This window comes from Aphanizomenon sp. CS-733/32 (assembly GCF_028330045.1).
Classification (GTDB): domain Bacteria; phylum Cyanobacteriota; class Cyanobacteriia; order Cyanobacteriales; family Nostocaceae; genus Dolichospermum; species Dolichospermum gracile.
In genome coordinates this window covers 102,739-128,523 of the sequence record NZ_JAQMSE010000200.1, presented here as the reverse complement: position 1 = coordinate 128,523, position 25,785 = coordinate 102,739, and the positions used below count along the sequence as shown (strand labels likewise).

At 38.0% G+C, this 25,785-nt stretch carries 23 protein-coding genes; 10 read left to right on the top strand and 13 right to left on the bottom strand.

Annotated elements, in window-relative coordinates; all coding sequences use genetic code 11:
- Positions 1 to 27 precede the first annotated feature (27 nt).
- The 4 genes from PN471_RS16440 to PN471_RS16425 form a co-directional block, all read right to left on the bottom strand.
- Positions 28 to 1,182: an LptF/LptG family permease gene (locus PN471_RS16440; RefSeq protein WP_271777768.1), complete on the bottom strand. Its 1,155-nt coding sequence runs from the start codon at positions 1,180 to 1,182 to the stop codon at positions 28 to 30.
- Positions 1,183 to 1,369: 187 nt separating this feature from the next.
- Positions 1,370 to 1,744, bottom strand: a complete 375-nt coding sequence (locus PN471_RS16435; protein ID WP_271777767.1) for a hypothetical protein — start codon at positions 1,742 to 1,744, stop codon at positions 1,370 to 1,372.
- Between the two features lie 721 nt (positions 1,745 to 2,465).
- Positions 2,466 to 4,577, bottom strand: coding sequence for a S8 family serine peptidase (locus tag PN471_RS16430; RefSeq protein WP_271777766.1), 2,112 nt, complete (start codon positions 4,575 to 4,577; stop codon positions 2,466 to 2,468).
- A gap of 190 nt (positions 4,578 to 4,767) precedes the next feature.
- Positions 4,768 to 5,223: a type II toxin-antitoxin system HicB family antitoxin gene (locus tag PN471_RS16425; RefSeq protein WP_271777765.1), complete on the bottom strand. Its 456-nt coding sequence runs from the start codon at positions 5,221 to 5,223 to the stop codon at positions 4,768 to 4,770.
- Between the two features lie 259 nt (positions 5,224 to 5,482).
- On the opposite strand from PN471_RS16425, the gene PN471_RS16420 reads away from it, so the two are divergent.
- The gene (locus tag PN471_RS16420; RefSeq protein WP_271777764.1) at positions 5,483 to 6,172 is read left to right on the top strand and encodes a DUF262 domain-containing protein; all 690 of its coding nucleotides are present in this window, start codon (positions 5,483 to 5,485) and stop codon (positions 6,170 to 6,172) included.
- A gap of 329 nt (positions 6,173 to 6,501) precedes the next feature.
- Here the strand turns inward: PN471_RS16420 and PN471_RS16415 are convergent, their stop codons facing one another.
- Positions 6,502 to 7,500, bottom strand: a complete 999-nt coding sequence (locus tag PN471_RS16415) for a CHAD domain-containing protein (RefSeq protein WP_271777763.1) — start codon at positions 7,498 to 7,500, stop codon at positions 6,502 to 6,504.
- A 116-nt stretch (positions 7,501 to 7,616) separates the two neighbouring features.
- Positions 7,617 to 8,021 carry an NIL domain-containing protein gene (locus PN471_RS16410; RefSeq protein ID WP_271777762.1) on the bottom strand — a complete coding sequence of 135 codons (405 nt, stop codon included), beginning with the start codon at positions 8,019 to 8,021 and terminating at the stop codon, positions 7,617 to 7,619.
- Positions 8,022 to 8,074: 53 nt separating this feature from the next.
- Between PN471_RS16410 and PN471_RS16405 the strand changes: the two genes are divergently transcribed.
- Positions 8,075 to 8,641: a thioredoxin family protein gene (locus PN471_RS16405; protein ID WP_271777761.1), complete on the top strand. Its 567-nt coding sequence runs from the start codon at positions 8,075 to 8,077 to the stop codon at positions 8,639 to 8,641.
- 158 nt (positions 8,642 to 8,799) lie between these two features.
- Here PN471_RS16405 and PN471_RS16400 read toward each other — a convergent pair whose 3' ends face one another.
- The gene (locus PN471_RS16400) at positions 8,800 to 9,174 is read right to left on the bottom strand and encodes a nucleotidyltransferase family protein (RefSeq protein WP_271777760.1); all 375 of its coding nucleotides are present in this window, start codon (positions 9,172 to 9,174) and stop codon (positions 8,800 to 8,802) included.
- A 119-nt stretch (positions 9,175 to 9,293) separates the two neighbouring features.
- On the opposite strand from PN471_RS16400, the gene PN471_RS16395 reads away from it, so the two are divergent.
- Positions 9,294 to 10,529, top strand: coding sequence for an LL-diaminopimelate aminotransferase (locus tag PN471_RS16395; RefSeq protein WP_271777759.1), 1,236 nt, complete (start codon positions 9,294 to 9,296; stop codon positions 10,527 to 10,529).
- A 214-nt stretch (positions 10,530 to 10,743) separates the two neighbouring features.
- Here the strand turns inward: PN471_RS16395 and PN471_RS16390 are convergent, their stop codons facing one another.
- The 6 genes from PN471_RS16390 to PN471_RS16365 form a co-directional block, all read right to left on the bottom strand.
- Positions 10,744 to 11,211 carry a DUF29 domain-containing protein gene (locus tag PN471_RS16390; protein ID WP_271777758.1) on the bottom strand — a complete coding sequence of 156 codons (468 nt, stop codon included), beginning with the start codon at positions 11,209 to 11,211 and terminating at the stop codon, positions 10,744 to 10,746.
- A gap of 134 nt (positions 11,212 to 11,345) precedes the next feature.
- A complete protein-coding gene (locus tag PN471_RS16385) occupies positions 11,346 to 12,110 on the bottom strand; it encodes an ABC transporter ATP-binding protein (RefSeq protein WP_271777757.1) in 765 nt (254 codons plus the stop codon).
- A 101-nt stretch (positions 12,111 to 12,211) separates the two neighbouring features.
- Positions 12,212 to 13,429: an ABC transporter permease gene (locus PN471_RS16380; protein WP_271777756.1), complete on the bottom strand. Its 1,218-nt coding sequence runs from the start codon at positions 13,427 to 13,429 to the stop codon at positions 12,212 to 12,214.
- Between the two features lie 21 nt (positions 13,430 to 13,450).
- Complete coding sequence (locus tag PN471_RS16375; RefSeq protein WP_271777755.1) at positions 13,451 to 14,920, bottom strand: efflux RND transporter periplasmic adaptor subunit; 1,470 nt, start codon at positions 14,918 to 14,920, stop codon at positions 13,451 to 13,453.
- Between the two features lie 236 nt (positions 14,921 to 15,156).
- Positions 15,157 to 16,227 carry a tetratricopeptide repeat protein gene (locus PN471_RS16370; protein WP_271777754.1) on the bottom strand — a complete coding sequence of 357 codons (1,071 nt, stop codon included), beginning with the start codon at positions 16,225 to 16,227 and terminating at the stop codon, positions 15,157 to 15,159.
- A gap of 270 nt (positions 16,228 to 16,497) precedes the next feature.
- Entirely contained in the window at positions 16,498 to 17,127 is a 630-nt protein-coding gene (locus PN471_RS16365) for a sigma factor-like helix-turn-helix DNA-binding protein (RefSeq protein WP_271777753.1), read from the bottom strand.
- 186 nt (positions 17,128 to 17,313) lie between these two features.
- Here PN471_RS16365 and PN471_RS16360 point away from each other — a divergent pair, with 186 nt between their 5' ends.
- The 7 genes from PN471_RS16360 to PN471_RS16330 all read left to right on the top strand — a co-directional run bounded on the left by PN471_RS16360 (position 17,314) and on the right by PN471_RS16330 (position 25,447).
- Positions 17,314 to 17,910 carry a glyoxalase-like domain protein gene (locus PN471_RS16360; RefSeq protein ID WP_193898297.1) on the top strand — a complete coding sequence of 199 codons (597 nt, stop codon included), beginning with the start codon at positions 17,314 to 17,316 and terminating at the stop codon, positions 17,908 to 17,910.
- A 158-nt stretch (positions 17,911 to 18,068) separates the two neighbouring features.
- Positions 18,069 to 18,476 carry a VOC family protein gene (locus PN471_RS16355; protein WP_271777752.1) on the top strand — a complete coding sequence of 136 codons (408 nt, stop codon included), beginning with the start codon at positions 18,069 to 18,071 and terminating at the stop codon, positions 18,474 to 18,476.
- 124 nt (positions 18,477 to 18,600) lie between these two features.
- The gene (gene ylqF, locus PN471_RS16350) at positions 18,601 to 19,482 is read left to right on the top strand and encodes a ribosome biogenesis GTPase YlqF (RefSeq protein WP_271777751.1); all 882 of its coding nucleotides are present in this window, start codon (positions 18,601 to 18,603) and stop codon (positions 19,480 to 19,482) included.
- Positions 19,483 to 19,663: 181 nt separating this feature from the next.
- Positions 19,664 to 21,292 (top strand): adenylate/guanylate cyclase domain-containing protein, encoded by a 1,629-nt coding sequence (locus tag PN471_RS16345; protein WP_271777750.1) that lies wholly within the window; start codon positions 19,664 to 19,666, stop codon positions 21,290 to 21,292.
- A 231-nt stretch (positions 21,293 to 21,523) separates the two neighbouring features.
- The gene (locus PN471_RS16340) at positions 21,524 to 22,891 is read left to right on the top strand and encodes an NAD-dependent succinate-semialdehyde dehydrogenase (protein ID WP_271777749.1); all 1,368 of its coding nucleotides are present in this window, start codon (positions 21,524 to 21,526) and stop codon (positions 22,889 to 22,891) included.
- A 72-nt stretch (positions 22,892 to 22,963) separates the two neighbouring features.
- The gene (locus tag PN471_RS16335; RefSeq protein ID WP_271777748.1) at positions 22,964 to 24,607 is read left to right on the top strand and encodes an acetolactate synthase large subunit; all 1,644 of its coding nucleotides are present in this window, start codon (positions 22,964 to 22,966) and stop codon (positions 24,605 to 24,607) included.
- A gap of 108 nt (positions 24,608 to 24,715) precedes the next feature.
- Entirely contained in the window at positions 24,716 to 25,447 is a 732-nt protein-coding gene (locus PN471_RS16330; RefSeq protein ID WP_271777747.1) for a Uma2 family endonuclease, read from the top strand.
- Positions 25,448 to 25,785 lie beyond the last annotated feature (338 nt).

Below are 25,785 nucleotides of genomic sequence, written 5' to 3'. Positions count from 1 at the left end.
CAGGTATTTAACAAATATAATCCGATTTCAGGAATTTTTTTCAGTTAATATGTAAAAGCTAAAACCTGTAGCCAAAATATTTGGTAGCCATATTACACAACTGTAGATATTTCCTGAAATAATTAAAGCATTAATAACCGCCTCAAATATTTTCATTAACCCCAGAATTACTAAAGTAACTGTAAAACTATTATATTTAATCCTTGGTTGCAAATTAATTCCTATAGCTGTACCCAAAAAAGCCAATACAGCGCAGGAAATAGGTAGGGTAAATCTTTTTTGAAGATTAACTTGTAATTTGATTAGATTCGGGATATCTCCTGCTTTTTTTGCAACTAACAATCGTTGATAAATTTGAAATATATTCATTTCTCTATGATCTAATTTTTCCCTATCTAGTTGAAATTGCCGAGATATACTAGAAAGATTAAGGCGAATTTCATCAAATTTAATTCCCTGACCATAGGAACCATCTGGATTAATTACGCTCTTGACACCATTATAAAAAAACCAATATTTGTTTCCTTCATTCCATTCAGCAAATTTAGATTTTATAATTACCTTCAAACCCCAATTATCTCTAATTAATAAGGTAACTTCTTGCATTTTTCCATCACTAAATCTCTCTGAGTAAAAGAAGTATTTAAGATAATTATCTTGATCAGATATTTGTTCAGAATTTCTGTTGGCTAATTCTTTATAAACAATGTGATGACTTTTAAGATCCCATCTATTTATATTCATCACTTCTTCTAAGGTAATAGCAGCTTTATAGTTAGAGATAGGGACAATACTCTCATTAACAATAAATAGGATTAATGAAAGAATAAGACTTATATGAATCGCTGGACAGATTAATTTATACAAACTTATTCCACAACTTTGTAAAGCAATAATTTCACTGGTAATTGATAATTTATTATAAACGAATATTGTGGTCATTAAAATAGCAATTGGTACAGCCAAAACAATAAACTCAGGTACTTTAAGAATGTGTAAATATATTAAAGTGCCGAAAGATATTTGTTCCGTCAGGAGAAAACTAAATTGCTCGAATGATATACCAATTGATTCCGCAACAACAGTAACAATAACGATGGTAAATAGTAAAATCGGGGTAATTTCTGAGATTAAATAGCGCTCTAGTAACGATATGTGAGGAAAAATATTTATTTTTTTCATTTATCATTTTGCTGGTTATGTAGTTGCAGCAGTTGACGATATTTTGATATACAGATATTAGTGATAAAAATTTTGTGGTGCGCTTATTAATCTTATTTTTGTTTTTCGTAAACTTGGTTGAAGTTATTTTTGGAAATGTTGGGTTTCGCTGTCGCTCTACCCAACCTACAACACCCAACCTACGACTTTAACTCCTGATAAAAGCAAGTGCTTGACTAGCTGCTGCTCGTACTTCAGCTTGACAGGTAGTATTTGCTTGACTGATACCAAATCTGTTTACACATTCCCCTGCTCCCTGCGTAGCTGCTGCATTGATCTCTCCGGAAGTTGTAGTTTTAGTAACTGTATAACTTGTTCCCAGTGAGGGAACACTAACAGTCAAAGTTTGAGGGGTAGTATTTCCGCCCCCTCCGCTAGATGTACCTGTAGATGTACCGCTAGATGTACCGCTAGATGTACCTGTACTGGGGGTATTACTTGATGTACCTCCACCACAGGAGGTAATCATTAAACCAATCAGTAGAAATCCGAACAGCCTATGAGTTGAAAAAATTCTTAACATAAAGTATTTTTAGATAGATCTACTTATCCCACTCTAAATCTAAAAATCTCAACTCCTGTCTAAGTAATGATTGTCTTGTGACTGTTTTATGATTAACTTGGAGGTTGTTGAGAAAGTTTTTGATTGTAATATTAGACACTTGTTAATTACTCAATATGCTTCTTTCAAAGGGATTTAGAGGCATATAAGATTTGTTGATACATGATGAGAGACTTTTTATGAGAGAATAAATACAGTCAGTAATAATATGTTTTTAGGTGATGAGAAGCCCTAATAATGGTCAAAAAAAGAAAAGAATTACCGTGACAGCCTCTTGTCAATGTATAAAGAAGGCCGAACTGGCTTTAATTAGACTAGGATTTGAATCAAAATCCAATTTTGCTAAACATCATTTATCTAGAACAACAGTTACCAAATTTTTTCAGGGTCAACCAATTTCAATTGACTCCTTGAAAAGGATATGCAGAGAGTTAGAATTGAATTGGGAAGATTGTTTACCAACAGAAGAAATAATTAATAATAACCAAGAGAAAAAGACAAGAGAAAATAACAATTATTCCAATTACCAATTACCAATTACCAATTACCAATTATAGCATTTCCTAGTCTAATGAAGTACAAAACTATCTGCGTTTGTCAGCATCCATCTGCGTTTAATTATTATTGCTTGTACTTCACTAAAATGGGAATTAATATACCAGTTAGCGATTCCAATTACGAATTATTTATTACCTACTCCAATTACCAATTCCCAGTTATTAAGTTTGCCGACATCTAGGGCAGCGTAGTCAATAACTTGTAATTGCCAGTTGCCTTGTGCGGGGAGGGAAAGTAATTGTTTAAGGGCAGGATGCGATCGCACTGTGTAAGTATTTTGTAATTGATTACGACGACCTAATGTGCGACTTTGTAGTAAAATTCGCTGATTATTAGGAGCAATTAAATAAACTTCTAAATCTCCTAAAAAATCATGGGTGATATTCACGGTAACTTGGATATCTGTGACATTGACAGATTCATTAATAGCGATCGCACTTTTAATTCCCTGTTTGTTATCATCAGGAATATTCACAACTTGAGTATTTTTTACCTGTATTTGTTTATTAGTAATTTTGGCAACTAAACTCATTTGCTGTGCTAGTCTCACAGCCTTAGCTGCATTGACTTTGCCATAACCAAACCATTGACTATGACCATTACTATCATAAGTACCCCCACGCACACCCAACTGAAGATCAGGGTTATTATCCACAATTTTATCAGCCGTATCTTGCAGAATCCGTTTAACTTGTTGAGCCGTTAAATCGGGATTAGCTGATAATACCAAAGCCGCTACTCCTGCCACTATCGGAGTAGCACTAGAAGTACCACCAAAGTTTTTAGTAAAATTTCCAGCATCATAACCAGCCGCACCTATTTGATCTGTTGTAAATACTCCCAATCCAAATAGAGAAGAAACAATTGCCGGTTGTGTATACACAAAACCAGTTTCTTGAAACCACATTCCTGGGGGAGCATTATTACTAGGAGCGCAAACAGAAACATTACCTCCCCAATTACTATAAGCAGCCTTTTTATTCAAACTAGTAGATGCAGATACAGTAATTACATCAGGATGAACAGCAAAACCGCTCAACCAATTTGTCTTCCCTTGGACAATATTTTTCGGCCAATTCTGTTCATTTACGGTCCCATTAATCGGACGATTAGCATTTCCTGCTGCAAAAACAATCACACATCCTTTTCCCTTGCGTCCATTGGTAGCAGCCCGGTTAATAGCCGCTTTTTGCCGAATAGAAAGGGGGAAATAAACAGCAGAAGCTCCCCAACTACAAGAAATTACACTCGCGCCTTTTTCTACCGCCCAATCAAAAATATCCTCAATTGATTGATCATCTAAAAAACCAGTAGTGCGAATGGGCATCATTGCACAGCCAGGAGCAACTCCCACAATTCCTGAACCATTTTCTTCAGCTACAGCTAATCCTGCACAAGCAGTCCCATGACTAGTTTCTTTTTCTCCAGGTAAGGGTAAAAAATCATTTTCTTTTAGATCTCTAGGAGCAATAATTTTACCTGTACCTTGAAAATCTGGATGTTTTAAATCAAAGGAATCATCTACTACAGCCACCACTATAGAACGCACACCACGAGTAGTATCCCAAGCTTGTTCTACGGAGATATGCGAACCAGCTACCAATTGATTACCACTATTATGATTGAGATACCATTGCTGGGAATAAAGAGAATCTTTGGGTTTATAATGGGGTTCTTGTTGAATGATAATATTTGGTTCAGCCGCTAAAATTTCTGGCAGTGTTTGTAAATAATTGGTAATTTTAACGGGATTTTGCGTGGCTTGTTTACTAACAAGAAAGACGAAGGTATTTGGGATGCCAACTACTGGTTGATCTTGAACTAAATTCAATGTACTGGTAATAGTATTAATTTTAGTATTATCTACCCAAGTAGCAAATTGAATGGTAATTTGGTCACTGAGATAAACAAAAGTTCCCGGATTATTTTCTAGTGTATAAACATGACTCACAAAATCTACATTTTCATCAGCACGGAGTTGAGACATGACTGCATCTAGCTGATTAGGAAAAACCGTATATAGTTCTAGCTTTGCTTGAGGAATGCTCCGCCGCCATACGCTACCAGGGATCTGTGTTAATTTTTCATGGGGAAAATTGGCATTAGGACGGATAGTGAAACGATACAGCGTTTTCTCTAGCGTTAACTCTTCACCACCCCGTTGTAAGGTTAGTGACTCGCCGTTATTTGCTACATCTGATTCAGGAAAATCCGCAGGATTAATATTATCACTCATAGGAATTGGAGATTGGTGGAATTAGACAAATTGAAAAAACCTTGATTTGTAGATTGGTTTGTGGAAAGTTTATGTATCCCTGCGGGACACTGCGTGAACGCACAGCAATGGGACAAAATCCAACGCATTTGTTGGGTTTCCTTGCGTCAATCCAACCTACAAAAAATGGCGAATGTATTGTGAATATATTCTATTTTGCGGTGATTTGTAATTCAATTCGTTGTCCGAGTACCGCTAGAGTCCGTTCCATTGTAGATAATTTGGTTGTATGGTGGGGATCTAGGATACGTCTGACTTCCTTTTCATGGATATTGAGAGTAGACGCAAGCTGGACTTTGCTAATACCTTTTTCACGCATTGCTAGATATAGTGCGGCTTTTATTGCTGTCTGCGCTGGTACGGCTACTAAATACTCTTGATTTTTGAGTTGTGATGGTTGGGGGATTTCTAGCTTATCATCAATCCTGAGAGCGTTAGCTGCGCTCGCCGAAGGCATCGCTTCTTCTAAACAATCAGCAGCTTCATGAAGTGCTTCTTCCCACGAATTACCTTGAGTAATAGCTTCTGGTAAATCCCGAAATGTCACCACAAATCCACCATCTTTTTCATCAGCAGTCAGCATGGCTGGATATACAAATTGAGTCATAATAATCCCAGTGTTAAATTTGTTTGTCTGAATCAGAATTTGAGGATTCGCAGGATATTCTTTGGTGATGATGTAGCCAAAGAACAGAAAATAGGATAATACGGCTTATGTGAATTAAATGCGGAAACCCTTGTAATACCGTTGATGATTCTGGAATTATCGTTCTAGAGAACTCTGGAAACCCTAATAAAACCACAATATTTTTAACTCACATAAGGCGTATAATATAAATTCAATCACTTAGATATTTTAATCTAATATGAGTATTAATTTATTAATCGAAAAAATTACAGAACAAATGCAGGAAGAAGCAGAAATGCAAATCCGCAACCAGAAAAAATCTGTTGATTACAACACAATTGAATACCCTATTGAAGTTATAGTTCAAAAATATCTCATTGGTCTTCATGATGATTCTAATGAATTATTTATTCCAGATTACCAAAGAGCAATGATTTGGGATATCAAAAGACAATCTAAATTTATTGAGTCTATTCTACTAGGTTTACCTATTCCTTATATTTATGTTGCAGATACTTCAGGGGAAGAAACAGACGAAAATTCGTTAAATACAAAGGATTTAGCTCGTTTAGAACTTATAGATGGAACACAACGAATTCGTACTTTAGCAAATTTTCTTAATAATGAATTACAACTACAAAATCTAGAAAAGCTAAATAAGCTGGAAGGGTTTCGATTTTCCAATCTACCTATTGCACGTCAAAGACGCTTCCAGCGAACAACCATAAGAATGATTCAATTAACAGAAGATGCTGATGAAGAAACTCGTAGAGATTTATTTGAAAGAATTAATACTGGTAGCGTTGAATTAAACCCAATGGAAAAACGCCGAGGTATTAGGAGAGGTGCGTTTCTTAATGTAATAGATGAATTAGCAAAGTATGAAAAATTCGTCCGTCTTTGTAATTTTACACAACCGTCAATATAATTGAACTGAATTTTATTAAGTTTAAGAGACTATAAGTAGAGTAACGTAAATAATTAAAGGTTTGTAGTAAGGTCTTTAGACCTGAAAGTAGGGCTAAAGCCCTTACTACGAGCCAATTTCAGAATCTGTTAACTTACTTAACATAGTTCTATTTATTTTTGTCTACCTACTTACTATCATAAATAGGAGTTATGCAAGTGTCACACTAAAAATTTGTTATAGGGTGCGTCAGACTGTATAAATCCTGTAAATAAACAGATTGTTGATATCTTACGCACTCTACCAATATGCCAGTTGCGTAAGTCCTGATAAATTAGACACACCATGAATTAATCTCTTTCTTCTTGCTTAACATTTTCCAACGTCGGTTGTAATACTACCAAATGTAAATTATATCTAGTATCTGCTTGTAAATAACGTTGTTGTAGTGGTTGCCATTCTTGCCATAATTGATAACGATTTGCGGCTAATAGCGTCGTTAACCCACGTAATTGAGTATCCAGTTCTGATTTGAAGATATTCTCTAACCATTCATGTAAAACCATAGTATCTTGGATCATTCCCAAGATTTCCTGGATATTTTTAATATCATGAAGATGTGCAGAAAAAGACTCACCATATAATTCAGTAAATAATTCCATTTGGTAGCGGAGACGTTTGGCTTGTTTTCGCAAATCATGGAGAATTTTACCTTCTGTTTTTAGATGTTCTTCTAATTGGTTGGGTGTCCATTTTGTTTGGACTACTATTTTTGACTCGACAATTTTAGTACCGATTAGCCATCCTGGATGTAAGCAAAATTCACTCACTTCTGGTGAGAGTAAATCTGGTAATATGTGAGAAATTGGTACAGACGAGAAACTTCGATAACTAGGATTTTTTAACCAATTTTCAGCTTCATTTTTAAAAGATTGATAAATTTGATCTTTAAATGTTTTGTGAACATGAGAAACCGCGACTTCTCGCTGTTTATGCAATTCTGTAAAAGCTGTTTCTAGAGATTTTTGTTCTTGTTCAAGTAAATGCGGTTTGTAATTCTTTTCCAGAATTTCTGCCAGGACATCTAAATCTCGGAGACTACCTAAAATTCTCGCAAGTTTACCAATATTTTTATCACTAACTGATTTTGGTAAAAATAAATATCTCTCAAATCTACTCACAGCAGTTCGTAACCGTCGCATTCCCACTCGCATTTGGTGTACTGCTTCTGGATCTTCATCTTTTTTAACTGCTTTTTCCCATTTTATGGTTTTTGTAAAGTGGGTTTCAACGGCTTGGTGTGCAGTTTCACCGAGGGTTTTAATTGGTGTTGCTGAGGAGATTTTCATTGTCAGAATCAGGATGTCCAGGATTAAAGGATGAACAGGATGAAACCAGGAATTTTATTAGCAATTACCAGCTTCAAGTAGATAATTCACAACTTGAATTAATACTTAATTGTTATTTAAAGATTAGTGGAAATAGCTTGTACGGGACAGGTAGGAACACATTGTTCACAGACTATGCAGCGCGATCGCACAAAGGTGAGTTTATATGTCTCTGGATTAATAGCTAGGGCTTCAGTGGGACACACCCCCGTACATAAACCACAGTGAACGCATACATCCTCATCAATGACTATTTCACCTAAACCCAGGGAAACATGAATATGTTGCGATCGCATCCATTCAATTGCTGCATCCAACTGATCAATGTCTCCCAATAATTCTACCACCAGTTTACCAATTTGATTCGGGGCAACTTGGGCGCGGATAATATTCGCAGCGACATTAAAATCCTTTGCTAGTCGGTAGGTAACAGGCATTTGAATCGCTCGTTTGGGAAAAGTCAGGGTAACTCTTTTTTTCATTATGTGAGAAAACAGTAAAATGAACTAAGTTAATAAGTCTTAATAAATTGATTATGAGTACCGAAGCCCCTGCAAATTCTAGTAATCGCATCAAAAACTTCTTAATTGCCATTGTAGCGATCGCTTTGGGAGTTGCCCTCTTCCTGGGACTTAAAACTGATTCTACCTCAGTTTCTCTGGCGGAATTGGGTAAAACTGCTATTCCCTTAGAAGTAGCCCTCAGCAATGGAAAACCTTCTCTCGTCGAGTTTTACGCCGATTGGTGTACAGTTTGCCAGAAAATGACACCCGACATGGCCAAACTCAGAGAAAAGTACAATAACAGCCTGAATTTTGTGATGTTGAATGTTGATAATACCAAATGGTTGCCAGAAATGCTCAAATATCGGGTAGACGGCATTCCTCACTTTGTATTTTTAGGTAAACAAGGGGAAACCATCGCCGAAACCATTGGTGATATCCCCCGCACCATTATGGCTAGTAACTTAGAAGCTTTAATTGCCGGTTCTACCCTTCCCCACATTCAAGGTAATGGTAAAACCTCGCAATTTTCCGCACAAGTCGCCACAGATAGCAATCAAGATGATCCTCGCAGTCACGGTAGCCAAGTTGTAAATTAGATGATTGGGGATTGGGGATGGGTATTATTTAATTATTTTATTTGCATAAAAAAGCATCAAATTTTTGGTTTTGGTAAATGAAATTATGAATTTATTTCACGCAGAGACGCAGAGGCGCAAAGAGTAAGAGTTTGAGAAATGCAATTTTTTACTTACAATCATAACTCTATTCCTTGATAAATTGCTTTTACAATATAAGGTCTGGCATTTTGAACTTCTACTAGATCAACTTCAAAAGGATGTCCTTCATCTATAGCAGCCCACGCTTTAAAATAATCTTTTTCTGGTAAACCCCAAACAGCTAAATCAATATCAGAACGCCAACTCATTTGTTGATGATCCAATAAAGAACCGAATAAGACAACTTTTTCTGCACCAAATTTTTCTTTCAATATTTTGGCACATTGTTGAGCAATTTTTAAACCTTGTTTTTGGCGTTCTTGCATAGCGACTAGAAACTGAGGACGATTTTTTCTAGCTTCTAAAATCTCTTGGATAATCCGTTGTTTAGTAGCTTCATTAATGAGACTCATAGTTGCTCAAATATGGGAATTTTCTCAAATAATTATAACTCGACTTCCGGGAAAATTGCTCTATTAGACATTACTCAAAGTAAGATAGTGTATGATTGTCTTTTTTCTCAAAATTTACTATGGCTACAATTAACGACAACTACCTGAAACTCAAAGCTGGTTATCTGTTTCCAGAAATTGCGCGACGGGTAAATGCCTTTGCACAAGCTAATCCCGATGCTAAAATTATTCGCTTGGGAATTGGTGATGTCACCGAACCCTTACCAGAAGCTTGTCGCACAGCCATGATTAAAGCTGTAGAAGATATGGGCGATCGCTCATCTTTTAAAGGATATGGTCCAGAACAGGGTTATGCTTGGTTAAGGGAGAAAATTGCCACCCATGACTTCCAAGCCAGGGGTGCAGCCATAGAAGCCGATGAGATATTCATTTCCGACGGTTCTAAGTGCGATTCTGGCAACATTCTCGATATTTTTGGCAAAAATAACATTATCGCCGTTACAGACCCCGTATACCCCGTTTACGTAGATACCAACGTTATGGCGGGTAACACGGGAGACGCAAATGAAAAAGGTGAATATGGTGGTTTAGTTTATTTACCTGTCACCGCTGAAAATAATTTCACCGCCGAAATTCCTAGTCAAAAAGTTGATTTAATTTATCTTTGCTTTCCTAATAATCCCACAGGTGCAACTGCAACCAAAGAACATTTACAAGCCTGGGTAAATTATGCCAAAGCTAACGGTTCAATTATCTTTTTTGATGCCGCTTACGAAGCATTTATTACCGATCCTACCTTACCTCATTCTATTTTTGAAATCGAAGGTGCGAGGGATTGTGCGATTGAATTTCGTTCTTTCTCCAAAAACGCCGGGTTTACCGGGACTCGTTGCGCTTTAACTGTTGTTCCCAAAAACCTCACAGCTAAGGCTGCTGACGGTTCTAATGTTGAACTTTGGAAACTCTGGAATCGTCGTCAATCTACCAAATTTAACGGCGTTTCTTATATTATTCAACGTGGTGCAGAAGCGGTTTATTCAGAAGCAGGACAAGCACAAATCAAAGCTTTGGTAAACTTCTATTTAGACAATGCTAAAATCATTCGTGAAGAACTGACAAACGCTGGTTTAAATGTTTATGGTGGCGTAAATGCTCCTTACGTATGGGTGCAAACTCCTCATGGTTTATCTAGTTGGGAATTTTTCGATAAATTATTAGAAACTGTGAATGTAGTAGGAACTCCCGGTTCTGGTTTTGGTGCTGCGGGTGAGGGTTATTTCCGCATTTCTGCCTTTAATAGTCGGGAAAATGTGGAAGAAGCCATGAAGCGAATCACCGCTAAGTTTAAGGTGTAATTCAAGTTTAATAATTTGTGGTGGGTCATTGGTGTCAACTTAACGTAAAACGGGCGGTTAGAAACCGCGTCTACACAGGCAAAACCCACCTGCGTGGGTTTCAAATCCTTGATTTTTCCTTAGTCCGCGCAGGCGGACTTTGTTTGTATAGCCGCGAATTCCATTCGCCAGGGCTTAAGTTGACACTTTTGTGAAATGAAACTTTCCCTGTCATTTACAATCCGTAGAAGTCCTCATTTAAAATTTGCTCAATCGAAAAAGGAAAGGTGATAGGATATTCACTTTCTTTCGGTATCCGCAACCCAAACTTGGCAAATTTACCTTCTTTAATTGCTAACTTACGAGCATCGGGATAAGCTTTTTCTATAGCTTCAACCAAGAAATTTTTAAGAGAGGGAGTATCGGCTAAATTATCCAGAACCCGCTGACGATGTTCCACAACTGAACTGTACCAACTTCCCTTCATCGAATCAGGTGCATCATGTTGAATCTTTAACTTGAGTAAATGAGCCAATAAAATTTTGAGATTACTTCTGAGCGTATTCTTCTCCGATTTACCCAAATCAACTAACTCCTCAATCAAATGCTGAATATCTAGGGACTCAAATTCATGATTCTGTAACTGCTGAATTGTTTGCTCAATCCATAATTGCAAATCGCTATCATATAGGGTGTTAGACATCTTTTTAGATTTACTCCCAGTGCAAATTTTGATTTAGTGAAGTAAGAAAATTAAGCCATCAAACTCTTCTCTTTTCCCTGTTCCCTTGTCTCAAGCAATATCTCAAGCAATAATTTATCTGACACCTACTGGATTTAAGATGCGACAAGTTGATGTAATTCATGGGGAGTCAGATGAGAATGAACAACTTCACCATCACGAAACCAAACAATCCGTTTAGTTTGTCGCGCCACTTCTGATTCATGGGTGACGATAACAACAGTAATACCACTGCTATTAAGTTCACTAAACAAGTCTAATACTTCTTGGGTGGTATGAGAATCAAGTGCGCCGGTGGGTTCGTCTGCGAGGAGAACAACGGGATTGTTGACAATAGCACGAGCGATCGCTACTCTTTGTTGTTGTCCCCCTGATAATTGGGTAGGTTTGTTATTGAGACGTTTCTCTAAGCCAACTTTGATTAATGCGGATATCGCCCGCTCTTTCCTTTCCCCCGGTTTAACACCAGCATACACCATTGGCAGCATGACATTTTCTAAAGCTGTTAATTGATTTAATAAATGGAATTGTTGAAAGACAAAACCGAGTTTTTTATTGCGAATATGCGCCAATTCCGTATCATCCATTTGCGCGACATTCAAGTTATCTAAATAATAATTTCCACTACTAGGACGATCTAAACAACCGATAATATTCATGGCTGTAGATTTACCCGAACCAGAAGGCCCCATAATCGAACAATATTCACCCTGTTTAATCACCAAATTCACACGATTCAGTGCTTTAACTTCTATTTCCCCAATTCCATAAACTTTGAAAATATCCTCTAACCGAATAATTGCTAATTCTGGTGCAGCATCGGGAATATTTGCATCATGAAAAGTCAGGGTATTAGCCATAAAAATTTATCCTGTTGTGTGATTAAGATCCCCGACTTCTTATTGTATCTTATGAATAAATGAGAATTGATATCAGAGGTCGGGGATCTGGAAATTACCAATTATGCCGTTCTTAATGCTACCATTGGATCAAGTTGAGCCGCACGACGGGCAGGAACGACACCAAAAAATAAACCAATCCCACCAGAAACACTAGCGGCTAATATGACTGCATTTGGTGAAATTGCCGCTTGTAAAGGGGTAATAATACTTACTAAAATGATGCTACCACCGCCTAAAGCTATGCCGATTAAACCGCCGACTACTGATAAAATCACGGCTTCAATCATGAATTGTAAAAGGATGTCTTGTTGAGTTGCACCAATAGCTTTACGGAGTCCAATTTCTTGGGTACGTTCGGTGACAGAAACGAGCATTATATTCATAATCCCAATCCCACCCACAAATAGGGAAATACTAGCGATCGCCGCTAACATTAGTGTCAATCCGCTGGTAATTGTATTGGTAATTTCCAAAATATTTTTTTGGCTTTGAATAGTAAAATCATCTTCACGGACAATTTTGTGCCGGCGACGGAGTAAGTTTGTCATTTGAAATTCTGCGGCAGAGATGCTATTTTCATCTTGAGCAGATACAGAAATTAAAGAAACATTAATACCAAAAGGGGATGTTCTCCCCACCAAGCGACTAAACATGGTATTAATAGGAATAAAAACCGTATCATCACTGTTACTTCCAAAGGATGAACCTTTAGCTACTGTTAAGCCAATCACCTCAAAAGTAGTATTTTGAATGCGGATTTTTTGCCCAATAGGATTTTGATTATCAAATAGTTTGTTAGCTAAATCTGGAGCTAATACGGCTACTCTTTTATTCCGTTTCAGATCAAAGTCATTAAAAAACCTACCTTCTTTGATTTCAAAACTACGAACTGTTGTATAATTAGGGGTAGTACCAATCACTGTACTAGTTGTACTTTTATTTCTATAGGTGATTGTGCTTCTGTTATTAATTTCTGGGGCAACTTCTTTAACGGCACGGACTTGTTTAGCGATCGCCTTCGCATCTTGTAAAACTAAAGTTCTCGGCATTGTTGTCACCCTTCCCCGGCTTCCTGGACTCCCAGGGATAATAAATAAGGTATTGGGACCCAATGATGCAAATTGTTTAGTTGCCAGTGTTTGTGCGCCTTCGCCAATGCCAATCATGGCAATTACCGAAGCATTACCAATAATAATTCCTAACATGGTTAAACTACTTCGCAACTTATTAGCTAATAAGGTAGTAGTCGCCATTTTCACACTTTCTAAAATGTCCATATTTTGTGTTTAATTATGATTTTATTTGTCCGGTTCTTTATTTCCTTTACCTTTGGTTTTAGGCAGATCAATAAATATGCGATCGCCTGCTTTTAAGCCTTCTAAAACCTGAATTCGGTTATCAATATTTGCCCCAATTGTGACTAACTTAAATTGGGGTTTATTTTTTTCACCCAATAACCACACACCAGTTTTTCCCTTTTGAGTAACAATTAACTCTTGAGGTATTAACAGCGCATTTTGGATATTATTACCAATAAATGTCACTTCACTGACATTCATTCCCGAACGCAGTTTATTTGCTGTCTCATCAATAGCTACCCGCACCTGGAAAGATGTGACATTTTGCTCAACCACCGCTTCAGGAGCAATCAACCGCACTCGTCCCTGAAAAACTTCATCAGGATAAGCATCAATCGCAATTTCCACTTTTTGTCCCTGTTTAATTTGGGGAATATCCACTTCAGGAACTTTAGCCAGCACTTCTAAACCTTTAGCTAAAGCAACTATAGAAGTAGATGTCGCTGAAGCATCATCTGAAGCGGAAATAGCCGGACTCACATAAGCCCCTACTGTCGCATATCTTTGAGTCACAATTCCCGAAAAAGGAGCGCGAATAATGGTATCTTCCAGTTGCACCTGTTGTTGTTTTAACTGAGCCTCAGCACTAGCTACTGCTGCTCTTAATTTAGCAATTTCTTGGGGACGATTGCCATTTTCTAATTTTCGTAATCCTTCCTTTTCTTGATTAACTATTGCTGCTTGCTTTTGAATATCTTGGTTGCGGTTGCCCACTTTTAGTAAAGATAATCGGCGTTGTGCTTCTTCTAAATTAGCTTTAGCTTTACTATTTTCACTCACATATTGTTCTAAACTATCTTGGGAAATAGCCCCATCTTTAGCTAGATCTTGATAACGTTTGACTCTCGATTGGGTAAGTACCACAGAAGCTTTTGCCGAGTCAACTTGAGCCTGTGCTTGTTGAATTTCCTGTAACCGATTCCCATCTCTAATAATCGCCAATTGTGCCTGTGCTTGGTCTACACGGGCTTTGGCTTGGGCAATTTCTTCGGGACGACTGCCGGCTTCGCTATCTGCTAATTGTGCTTTTGCTTGGTCTAAATTAGCTTTGTATTGGAGAATTCGCATTTTAATTTCCGAATTATCCATGCGAGCAATTATTTGTCCTTGCTTGACAGTATCTCCCTGTTCAACATTTAAACCTGCTAACAATCCTGGACTTTTAGGACTAATATTCACACTTTGAACTGGTTGAACTTTGCCACTAGCAGTAATGCGGACAGTTACACTTTTTGCTTCTACCGGAACAGTTAATTTACTAATATCTAGGGGTTTATTTCTTTGCTGAATGGTTTTGATTGTAACTGTTGTTCCCACAATTAAGAAACCACCAGCGATTAAACCCATTAACCACCGCCATGGATATTTAACTTTTTTGCCAATTAGGGGAATTTCTATGTAAAAAGTCATGATCAAAAAAGGTTAGGAATAGAAGTTAGCAAGAATCTTTTATGGTTGAGAATCTATGATAATCATTTAATTCATCAATGTGATTGGGTGAATTTTCAGTTTGTATAGTTTTCTATCTCCGTCCTAGCTATATTAACACATTTTCCTTTGATTCGTGATCACGACTTATTTCCTATTTATTTAGATCATTTAGATCCCCGACCTCTTTGAGAAGTCGGGGATCTGGTATTTTGTTATTAACGGTTTTTTAATTCATTAAGTTTATAAACTAATAAACTTTCTTGTTTACTATCTTCTAATTTCTGGGCTATGGAAATAGCTTGTGTATATAAATCCTTAGCTTTGGTAAAGTTGCCCATTTTCTCATAAATTTCCCCGGAGACAAATAAATATTTTAGAGCTTCTGCGGGATTGTTAATAGAATCAGTCAGTTTCACCCGATTTTCTAATAGTTTCAAAGCTAAATCGTAACGACCTAATGCAGTATTGGCTGTGACTAAACCATCAATTGCTCGTAATTGATTGGCACGTTCAAAACTCTTTTTCGCTAACTGCATTGCCAAACTATAACTACCAATAGTCTTTTGATAATCCCCCATCGCTAAATAAGCATCACCAAGATTATTTAGGGTATTAGCTTCACCAACAGTATCACCAATTTGGCGGCGAAAAGTTAAGGCATATTCGCCAATTTTAACGGCTTTATCGTAATCACCTGTGCGGATAGCAACCAAGCTCAAATTACTTAAAGATAGCCCTTGCCCTTCCAGGTTAGTCACATTACGAGCCACGACTAAAGCATCTTCTAGAGTTTCTTGGGCGGCAATATTTTCGCCTTTTTGGAGAAACAAGGTAGCTAGATTATTTAGGGCAAAAATTTGATTTTGAAAATCTTGATTATCACGGGAAATTGCTAACTGTCGGCGAATGGCATCTTCGGCATTATTGATATCATTTAATTGCAGATAGGTATTAGCTAATAAATCATAAGTTAAACCTTGGGCTTTTAAATCACCTAATGAGTGATAAATTTCCAAAGCTGCTAGGGATAATTTTAGAGTTTTTTGGGGAAATCCTTGAAATAATTGCTGTCTACCTTGTCTGAGTAATTTATCAGCTACATTGCGTGATGATTTATTTGCGGGATTATTTAAAGGACGATGAATTTGTTGGGTAATATCAATTGCTTTTACACCTGTAGTTGTCAATAAACAGGTGAGTAGTACCGTATAAAAAGTCAAAAATGGTAATTTTAAGAAATTGCTGATATTAATTAGATTTCCTGATAGTAAATGCCGTTGTTTCATAATCTCTAACCGGGAAATTCCGGCTGTAAATAGATGGTATAAGGAACTTCCAAGAAAAAAATTACCCCAATAAATGAACAAAAGAACCACAGAGGCACAGAGAACACAGAGAGAGAAGAAATAGAGAGAGTTTTTGCGTTAGTTTTGGGACATATTTTTATTTGGAAGTCTCTAAGACAAGTTTTGTCTGAGCAAGCCAAGAACTAATGAGAGGGATTTTTTCTATGGTTCTGTGCCGTAAATGGGCGACTGTGATTATTATAGCTAAAGTTAGGACGAAGTCCCAGGTTCACCTAAGTAAATAGCCCGAATATCAGCAGGTAATTTATCTTCTAGCATCTGATAACCTTCTTGGAGAGAACTTGCGACTTCCGCAGGGGAAATTTGTTCTCCTTCAGCTTGCAAATAGGCAGCAATTCTGGTTTCACTCCAGTGGAAGGTTTGCGCCATTAAGACGATTAATCGTAATATTGGTGGTAGTTGATCTAATGCCTGTTCTACATAGCACCATAGCGGTGGTGATGTATCTTTAAGGGAATAATGAATAGCTTCTGTAGGTGGAAGCTTAATCTCGTTAATATGGAATGCGGTGATGTTAATTAACCAATTTTGTAAGGTTAAGGATTCCGTCTCTGTGGATGCTTGATTTAAGTCCAGTCCCCCTAATTCATAATAGATATTTCGCCAGATGAGAGCAAATAAATAATCAGCTTGCACAGGCGATCGCGCCGAATGCCGAATTAAGGTGTAAACTATGGGACTATAACGGCAAAAAATCACCGTAAAATACTTGCCATAATCAGGATATCGCTGAAATAAACTCAGTAGTTCTTGATCACTGTGATGAAATAGCGACTTCACCAATGGGTGATTAGCTTCGGGAAAGTGAGGAATTTGCACAATCTCTGAACTAGATAACTGTTAAAATATACTAGGGAATGGTGATGCGACGGTTAATAATATCCGAAAGTCAGTAAGTTTGTAAAGTCAGACCACTAGACTATTGATAAACTAGCAACAAAGACTTAATGTTAGTCTTAACTGACAATACTCAAAGCCCCTCCTTTATTGTGATTCTGTTTGTTCATGGTTATAGAAGCTAGTTCCATAATGTTCCTGCTCAGTCCACTCACTTTCGGCTCGTTCTTACCTTCCCTGCCCTTGGATAGCCTATTCTCCACCCAGGGGATTATGATTATGTTATTGGCAGCTTACGCTGGCGCTATGTGGATGTTCCTCAGCAGCGCCCCTAAAGTTTATACTGTCATGGTATCGGATTTAGAAGTTGCCCGACAATTATATGAGGGATTGCTAGATTTGCCAGTAGCAGAAGTCCCTTTGCACTATTATTACAACTACGAGCAAACCATTGGTGCAACAGGTATTGACCCGCTGTATATGTCCCCTAGTCCCAGTTGGTCTAATAACACCATGAATAATGGTAGTGACGGTCTGTGGTATCAACTCAAGAAAAATACTCAATTACATATTATCACTGGTGCAAGTTTGGGCAAAAAAGATCAGCATCGTCATGTTTGCTTTGATCATGATTGTCTAGAATTAATTTTAATGCGGGTAGAAGTCAGGGGTTTAAAGTTCAAAATTCGCAACCAAAAGCCTTTGAATTTTTTAGTTAAGGATTATGAAGGGCGTGTCATTGAAATGGCTGAAGTTGCTAATTAGTCATTATCGGTGTGTTGGGTTTTCCTAATGCACCCTGAATATTATTTTTCAATTATCAACACCTTGTCCATTATTTGTAAGTCAGGTTAAGCGACAGCGCAACCCAAGGCATTTGTTGGGTTATGACTTCTTGTGACAAATCTATGGTAAAAATAAATATGCAATATAATAGTGTCATCGTCACCATAGCCACAGTTAATTTTGATAATATAGTCAGCTTCTATACTCAACTACTAGAACAAAAACCACAGAAACTCATTCCCCATATCTATGCTGAGTTTCACATTGCTGGGTTAAAGTTAGGTATTTTTAAACCTAAATCAACAAACGAGCCAGAATTTGTCCTTAACTCCCAAAGTCCGCTCAGTTTATGCTTGGAAGTGAATAATTTACAAACTGCCATATCTCACCTGACATCTTTAGGCTGTACCTCACAAAGAGAAATTTCTATAGCTTCTCACGGACAAGAAATTTATGCCTACGACCCCGACGGCAACCGTTTAATTTTACATCAATCTCATTCAGAGGGAACAGGTGACAGGGAACAGGTGACAGGGAACAGGTGACAGGTGACAGGGAACAGGGAACAGGTGACAGGTGACAGGGAACAGCGAATAGACAAGAGAGAGAATTAATGACAACGGACAACGGACAACTAACAACTAACAACTGACAACGGACAACTAATAAATGTCAATCACACAAAATTACAAATTAAATCTGATTCAATGGTATCCCGGACACATTGCCAAAGCTGAGAAAAATCTCAAAGAACAGCTAAAACGGGTTGATGTGGTTTTAGAAGTAAGAGATGCTCGTATTCCTATAACTACAAATCATCCCCAAATGAATGAATGGGTGGGGACGAAGACCAGGATATTGGTGCTCAACCGGGTAGATATGATTTTGCCACAGGTGCGATCGCGCTGGATAGAGTGGTTTAAAAATCAAGGTGAAGTTCCATATTTTACCAACGCCCAACATGGTCAAGGTGTCACCGCCATAGCCAAAGCCGCCCAAGCAGCAGGTATTGAACTTAACCAACGCCGTACGGATAGAGGAATGTTACCCCGTCCCGTCCGGGCTGTCGTCATTGGTTTTCCCAATGTCGGTAAATCAGCCCTAATTAACAGATTGACAGGAAAACGAGTCGTAGAAAGCGCCGCCCGTCCCGGTGTTACCAGACAACTGCGGTGGGTGAGAATTTCCGATCAATTACAATTACTAGATGCCCCTGGTGTCATTCCCGCCAGACTGGACAGCCAAGCCGCAGCCGTCAAATTAGCTATTTGTGATGATATTGGCGAAGCAGCTTATGATAATCAACTTATAGCAGCAGCATTCGTAGATATACTTAACGAACTTCAGGAAACACATTCTCATTCATTGCCACCACATCCACTACTGACACGGTATGAGATAGATTCCATCATTTACACGGGAGAAGACTATTTACAAGTCTTAGCAGAACATCGTTATAAAGGTGATGTAGAACGTGCCGCCAGACAAATGATCACCGATTTTCGGAAAGGACTTCTGGGTAATATCTCTTTAGAATTACCACCATTTTAACTATAATATTAGAACTTGCACAGTAAATTATGGTATATCTAAGCCGATTTCTGTTGAACAACTAGCAACACAAATAGCAGATAAACGTCTGGTATCTAATACCTGCTGATAAATATAAACGCTATATTTATTTAATTACACTGATACTTGCGCCCTTAGCTTCGAGCCTGATATAACAGTCATGAATCAACTCACCCTCCTCTTCCAACAAGAAGGACATACCGAAAAATTAGTTCTAGTAGATAAAGATGTATTTATTATCGGACGGTTGCCAGAATGCGATATGGTGTTACCCTTTGAAGGAATTTCTCGCAATCATGCGCGAATCGTCAAAAGTGCAGATCATGTGTGGACTATTCAGGATCTAGGTAGTAAAAATGGTACGCAAGTTAACCAGTATTTGATCACGGATATCCAAGAATTAGCTAATAATGATGTAATTTCCTTGGGCAAAATTAAATTATTAGTAAAATTCAAAAATATAAATACAAATAGTACCACTAATAGATTTTTAAGAAAAGTTAATACTCAACCACAGAAAATAATTTTTCGGAATGTTGAGCAACTCCAACAACACTGGATCAGTGCTAATACTATTAATAGCAATAACAATAATCAAAATGAAACTATTGCTAGGCTGAAAGATTTGGTAGATATAGCTAGAAATCTTTGTGCTGCTGCATCTATTGAGGAAATTTTTTTCCAAGTACAACAAGTAGTCTTTCGTTATCTTGATAGTATTGACCGATTAGCCCTATTAGTAAAAATTGACGATTCTGGTAATTTAGAGTTAATAAGTTCTGCCACTAGAAATATTTCTGAACAAGAAAATCTAGCTACAGATGGTAGCTGGATTAGCCGCAGTATTTGTCAAAAAGTATTTGCAGAAAAAATTGCTATTCAAAGTGCCGATACTCAATCAGATCAACGTTTTTCTAGGGAGAAAAGCATTTTAGCTAAAGGTATTCGTAGTGCTATGGCTGTCCCATTATGGGATGAACACAAAGTAATTGGAGTTCTCTATGCTGATGCTAGTCTGTCTTCATCTCATTGGGAAAGTGAAGGGGAAGAAGAACTCAGCTTCTTTTCAGCTTTAGCTAATATTGTAGCTTCTAGTGTGCAACGTTCGTTGTTAGTAGACAAACTCAAAAATGAAGAAGTAATTCGTCATCGTTTAGAACGATACCATTCTCCGGCTGTTGTCCAGCAATTGATAGCTGTTGGTGGTTCTCCCAATGGACGTTTAGCGCCTAGAGAAAATGAAATTAGTATTTTATTTGCGGATTTGGTCGGGTTTACGGCAATTTCTGAACGATTAACACCTAGAGAAATTGCTCAATTATTAAACAATTTATTTGAAGAAATGTTGAAAGAAGTATTTTTGCATAGTGGCACTTTAGATAAATATATTGGTGACTGTATCATGGCATTTTTTGGCGCTCCTGACCCAGATCCAAGTCATGCGGATAGGGCAGTTGCATCAGCGAAGGGAATGCTAACTCGGTTAAAACATCTCAATGCCAATAATTTTTGGCAAGAACCTTTACAATTACGCATTGCTATTAACAGTGGTAAGGCTGTGGTTGGTGATGTTGGTAGTTCTCAAAGGGTAGATTATACTGCTTTAGGAACGACAATTAATTTGGCAGCCAGGATGGAAACTAGTTGTTCTCCTGGAGAATGTGTAATTAGTGAAGTTACTTATAATATGCTGTCGGAGAAATCAGATTTTTTTGATATCGGAGCTTATCGTTTTAAAGGAATTGATCGTTCAATTAATCTATATCAAACTAAAATGTGTCAACTATAGGTGCTAGTATCGCCAAGGGGAAGTCAAAAATTAAAATGTTCCCTGTTCCCTTCTTTTGTAATATTGAGCCAGCTTTTTGACATACTATTTGGCAAATTGGCGAGGTATTGATTTCATAAAAATAATTTTTCATAATTTTCTCTCCAACTCAATTTTCGTGTTAACTTCTGTAATGAATGTGTGTAAGACTGGTAAACTACCTCAAACTATTTTTTAATGGGAGGTCAGGTTATGGCTATAGCTACTATTAATCCCACTACTGGGGAAACGCTCAAAACTTTTGAGCCACTGAAAGATACAGAAATTCTCGCCAAGTTGGATTTAGCAGGAAAGGCTTTTGCAGGATATCGGCAGACGAGTTTTGTAGAGCGATCGCACTGGTTAGAACAAGCAGCAACTATTTTAGACCAAGAAAAGGCAGATTTAGGGAAATTAATGACCCTGGAAATGGGTAAACCATTAAAAGCGGCGATCGCTGAAGTTGAAAAATGCGCCCTGGTTTGTCGCTATTACGCCGAAAATGCCCCGAGTTTTCTCGCTGATGTCACTGTTAAAACTGATGCAAGTCATAGTTTTGTAAAATATCAACCTTTAGGGGTAATTCTCGCCGTCATGCCTTGGAATTTTCCATTTTGGCAGGTTTTTCGGTTTGCAGCACCAGCACTCATGGCGGGCAATGTGGGACTACTCAAACACGCTTCTAATGTGCCACAGTGCGCCCTGGCGATCGAAGATATCATCCACCGTGCCGGCTTTCCCAAGGGTGTATTTCAAACATTGTTAATTGGTGCTGCCCAAGTTGCCAATTTGATGGCTGATGATCGCATCGAAGCTGCTACTTTAACCGGTAGTGAACCAGCAGGTATCTCCCTCGCGGTTGCATGTGGGAAACAAATCAAAAAAACTGTTTTAGAATTGGGGGGTAGTGACCCATTTATTGTTTTAGAAAGTGCCGATTTAGAAACAGCAGTTACCACCGCAGTCACAGCCAGAATGTTAAATAATGGGCAATCTTGTATTGCGGCTAAACGCTTTATAATTACTGAATCTGTGGCTGATCAATTTGAAAAACTGCTGTTAGCAAAATTTCAAGCTTTGAAAGTTGGCAATCCCATGGCAGCCGATACAGATTTGGGACCATTGGCAACTCCTGATATTCTCCAAGAATTAGACGAACAAGTTAAAAATGCCGTAAAAAGTGGGGGTAAAGTTCTCACAGGTGGACATCCTTTAACAGAAATGTCGGGGAACTTTTATCCGCCTACAATTATCATAGATATTCCTGTAGATACACCCATTGCCCAAGAGGAATTTTTTGGACCTGTGGCATTATTATTCCGAGTTCCTGATATCAATGCCGCGATTAAATTAGCTAATGATAGTCCCTTTGGTTTAGGTGCAAGTGCATGGACAACCAATACAGCAGAACAACATCGTCTAATTCAAGAAATTGAAGCCGGTGCAGTATTTATTAACAGCATGGTTAAATCCGATCCCCGTTTACCTTTTGGTGGTATTAAACGTTCTGGCTACGGTAGGGAGTTGAGTATTCAAGGCTTACATGAATTTGTGAATATTAAGACTGTCTGGGTGAAGTAATAGGTGACAGGTAAGAGGGAATAAAGAATAGGGATATTCTTAGTCCTTTAATTATTCTTTTGAGGAAAGTAAATGAATACCGCAGAATTGTTAGTACAGTGTTTAGAAAATGAAGGAGTTCAATATGTTTTTGGACTTCCTGGTGAAGAAAATTTGCACGTTTTAGAAGCTTTAAAAAACTCATCAATTCAATTTATTACCACTCGTCATGAACAGGGTGCAGCCTTCATGGCTGATGTTTATGGGAGATTAACAGGCAAAGCCGGAGTATGTCTTTCCACCCTTGGACCAGGGGCAACTAATTTAATGACTGGAGTGGCAGATGCTAATTTAGATGGTGCGCCATTAGTGGCAATTACTGGGCAGGTGGGAACAGATAGAATGCACATTGAATCCCATCAATATTTAGATTTAGTGGCCATGTTTGCCCCAGTTACAAAGTGGAATAAACAGATTGTCAGACCGAGTATTACACCCGAAGTTGTGAGAAAAGCCTTCAAGCGATCGCAAACAGAAAAACCCGGCGCAGTTCACATTGATTTACCAGAAAATATTGCCGCCATGCCCGTGGAAGGCAAACCTTTAAATAAGGATAATAGCGAAAAAACCTATGCTTCCTTTGCCAGTATTCGCGCCGCTGCTGGAGCAATTTCCCAAGCCGTTAATCCCATCATTTTAGTCGGAAATGGGGCAATTCGCGCCCATGCTAGTGATGCAGTCACGCAATTTGCCACCCAAATGAATATTCCCGTTGTTAATACTTTTATGGGGAAAGGAGTCATTCCCTATACTCATCCCTTAGCACTTTGGTCTGTGGGATTACAACAACGAGATTTCATTACCTGCGGCTTTGATAATACAGATTTAGTCATAGCAATTGGCTATGATTTAATTGAATTTTCCCCAAAAAAATGGAATCCCGAAGGAACAATTCCTATTATTCATATTGCGGCTACTTCTTCGGAAATTGATAGTAGTTATATTCCTCAAGTAGAAACAGTTGGTGATATTTCTGATTCTCTTAATGAAATATTGAAATTAGCAGAAAGACACAATAAACCCAATCCCTATTCTATTAGCTTGCGTGCTAACATTCGTGCTGATTACGAAGAATATGCCAAAGATGATGAATTTCCCATGAAACCGCAAAAATTAATTTATGACTTGCGGCAAGTTATGGGACCAGATGATATTGTCATTTCTGATGTGGGCGCACATAAAATGTGGATTGCTAGACATTATCATTGTCATAGTCCCAACACTTGCATTATTTCCAATGGTTTTGCTGCTATGGGTATTGCCATTCCCGGTGCATTAGCCGCAAAATTAGTTCACCCAGATCGTAAAGTTGTCGCTGCCACTGGTGACGGTGGTTTTATGATGAATTGTCAAGAATTAGAAACAGCTTTGCGAGTCGGAACACCATTTGTAACTTTGATCTTTAATGACGGTGGCTATGGTTTAATTGAGTGGAAACAAGAAAATCAATTTGGTCCAGGTAACTCATCTTTTGTCCATTTTGGTAATCCTGATTTTGTTAAATTAGCCGAAAGTATGGGACTAAAAGGTTATCGAGTCGAATCTGTTGCCGATTTCATTCCCTTACTCAAAGAAGCGATCGCCCAAGATGTCCCAGCCGTGATAGATTGTCGAGTAGATTATCGAGAAAACCGTCGTTTCACCAAAAAAGCCGGCGAATTAAACTGTCAAGTTTAAATATCCGTAGGGGCGGGGTTTCCCCACCCTTGAATCTTTGTTTTTTAATAAATATTCTCACTCCTGAATGATGATAAAATCAGAATAAATCAACCAAAGGTAGCGTTTATGGCAACCCTACTCAGTGAAACCAAATCACAGACTGGACTGGTCATCTCTTGGGAAGCCTTACCCGATGATTTTCAGTTAGAGGATGAACCAGTGGACAATACAGGACAACCACTTTTAGCGGGCGCTTTGTCTGAAAGTTTAGAAATCAGTGGATTTATTCAACCACAGATGTTAATTGCTGCCAATTTTGGGCTATGTGCCACATTAAATGAGCAATTTGTGGCGAAAGCACCTGATTGGCTATATATAACTTCAGTTAAAGAGATATTACCAGAAAGGAAAAGCTATACACCCAATTTAGAAGGGGATGTACCGGCTGTGGTGATGGAATTTTTATCAGATAAAGAGGGTGGCGAATATTCATTCAAGCGTACCTATCCGCCGGGAAAATGGTTTTTTTATGAACAAATTTTACAAGTTCCTATCTATATCATTTTTGACCCAGATGGAGGATTATTAGAGTATTATCAACTAGGAAATGGCCGTTATGAATTAAAGCAACCAGACGAAAATGGTCGTCATTGGATTGAGACAATGGGACTATTTTTAGGAACTTGGCAAGGTGCAAAGGAAGGTCGTACTGGCTATTGGTTGCGATGGTGGGATCAATCAGGTAATTTGTTACCTTGGGCTGTAGAACTGATTGAACAAGAACGCCAGGAAAAAGAACGGCTAATAGCTTATTTGCGATCGCAGGGAATTGACCCCAATAATTTGCCGATTGACTAATGGTGAGGTAGGCATCTTGCCTGCCCTTAAATCTGGACGGGCTAGAAGCCTATGCCACAATGTTAGACAGCAATTTATTTTTTTGGGTTACTGTTAATTTTAGCTTTATACTATTTAAAGTCAATCAAAAATTTTAGGAAGTTGTGAAGATAGTTATAAAATGATACATATTTCTAGCAATTATCAGTAGTGTACTCAGTACGGAGTCCGTAGAGGAAGGGAAAAAGTCAGAATCTGTGCAACAAACATTACAGATTTTTTCTACTGATAGTGTTATTTATAAGTAAATACATTATAGTTCTGACAATTGAGAATGGGAATCCGTGCGCGTATATAGA

Excerpts from the sequence above, each read along its gene's own strand:
- PN471_RS16440 (WP_271777768.1), bottom strand. The coding sequence starts at position 1,182 with ATGAAAAAAATAAATATTTTTCCTCACATATCGTTACTAGAGCGCTAT.
- PN471_RS16435 (WP_271777767.1), bottom strand. The coding sequence starts at position 1,744 with ATGTTAAGAATTTTTTCAACTCATAGGCTGTTCGGATTTCTACTGATT.
- PN471_RS16430 (WP_271777766.1), bottom strand. The coding sequence starts at position 4,577 with ATGAGTGATAATATTAATCCTGCGGATTTTCCTGAATCAGATGTAGCA.
- PN471_RS16425 (WP_271777765.1), bottom strand. The coding sequence starts at position 5,223 with ATGACTCAATTTGTATATCCAGCCATGCTGACTGCTGATGAAAAAGAT.
- PN471_RS16420 (WP_271777764.1), top strand. The coding sequence starts at position 5,483 with ATGAGTATTAATTTATTAATCGAAAAAATTACAGAACAAATGCAGGAA.
- PN471_RS16415 (WP_271777763.1), bottom strand. The coding sequence starts at position 7,500 with ATGAAAATCTCCTCAGCAACACCAATTAAAACCCTCGGTGAAACTGCA.
- PN471_RS16410 (WP_271777762.1), bottom strand. The coding sequence starts at position 8,021 with ATGAAAAAAAGAGTTACCCTGACTTTTCCCAAACGAGCGATTCAAATG.
- PN471_RS16405 (WP_271777761.1), top strand. The coding sequence starts at position 8,075 with ATGAGTACCGAAGCCCCTGCAAATTCTAGTAATCGCATCAAAAACTTC.
- PN471_RS16400 (WP_271777760.1), bottom strand. The coding sequence starts at position 9,174 with ATGAGTCTCATTAATGAAGCTACTAAACAACGGATTATCCAAGAGATT.
- PN471_RS16395 (WP_271777759.1), top strand. The coding sequence starts at position 9,294 with ATGGCTACAATTAACGACAACTACCTGAAACTCAAAGCTGGTTATCTG.
- PN471_RS16390 (WP_271777758.1), bottom strand. The coding sequence starts at position 11,211 with ATGTCTAACACCCTATATGATAGCGATTTGCAATTATGGATTGAGCAA.
- PN471_RS16385 (WP_271777757.1), bottom strand. The coding sequence starts at position 12,110 with ATGGCTAATACCCTGACTTTTCATGATGCAAATATTCCCGATGCTGCA.
- PN471_RS16380 (WP_271777756.1), bottom strand. The coding sequence starts at position 13,429 with ATGGACATTTTAGAAAGTGTGAAAATGGCGACTACTACCTTATTAGCT.
- PN471_RS16375 (WP_271777755.1), bottom strand. The coding sequence starts at position 14,920 with ATGACTTTTTACATAGAAATTCCCCTAATTGGCAAAAAAGTTAAATAT.
- PN471_RS16370 (WP_271777754.1), bottom strand. The coding sequence starts at position 16,227 with ATGAAACAACGGCATTTACTATCAGGAAATCTAATTAATATCAGCAAT.
- PN471_RS16360 (WP_193898297.1), top strand. The coding sequence starts at position 17,314 with ATGGTTATAGAAGCTAGTTCCATAATGTTCCTGCTCAGTCCACTCACT.
- PN471_RS16355 (WP_271777752.1), top strand. The coding sequence starts at position 18,069 with ATGCAATATAATAGTGTCATCGTCACCATAGCCACAGTTAATTTTGAT.
- ylqF (WP_271777751.1), top strand. The coding sequence starts at position 18,601 with ATGTCAATCACACAAAATTACAAATTAAATCTGATTCAATGGTATCCC.
- PN471_RS16345 (WP_271777750.1), top strand. The coding sequence starts at position 19,664 with ATGAATCAACTCACCCTCCTCTTCCAACAAGAAGGACATACCGAAAAA.
- PN471_RS16340 (WP_271777749.1), top strand. The coding sequence starts at position 21,524 with ATGGCTATAGCTACTATTAATCCCACTACTGGGGAAACGCTCAAAACT.
- PN471_RS16335 (WP_271777748.1), top strand. The coding sequence starts at position 22,964 with ATGAATACCGCAGAATTGTTAGTACAGTGTTTAGAAAATGAAGGAGTT.
- PN471_RS16330 (WP_271777747.1), top strand. The coding sequence starts at position 24,716 with ATGGCAACCCTACTCAGTGAAACCAAATCACAGACTGGACTGGTCATC.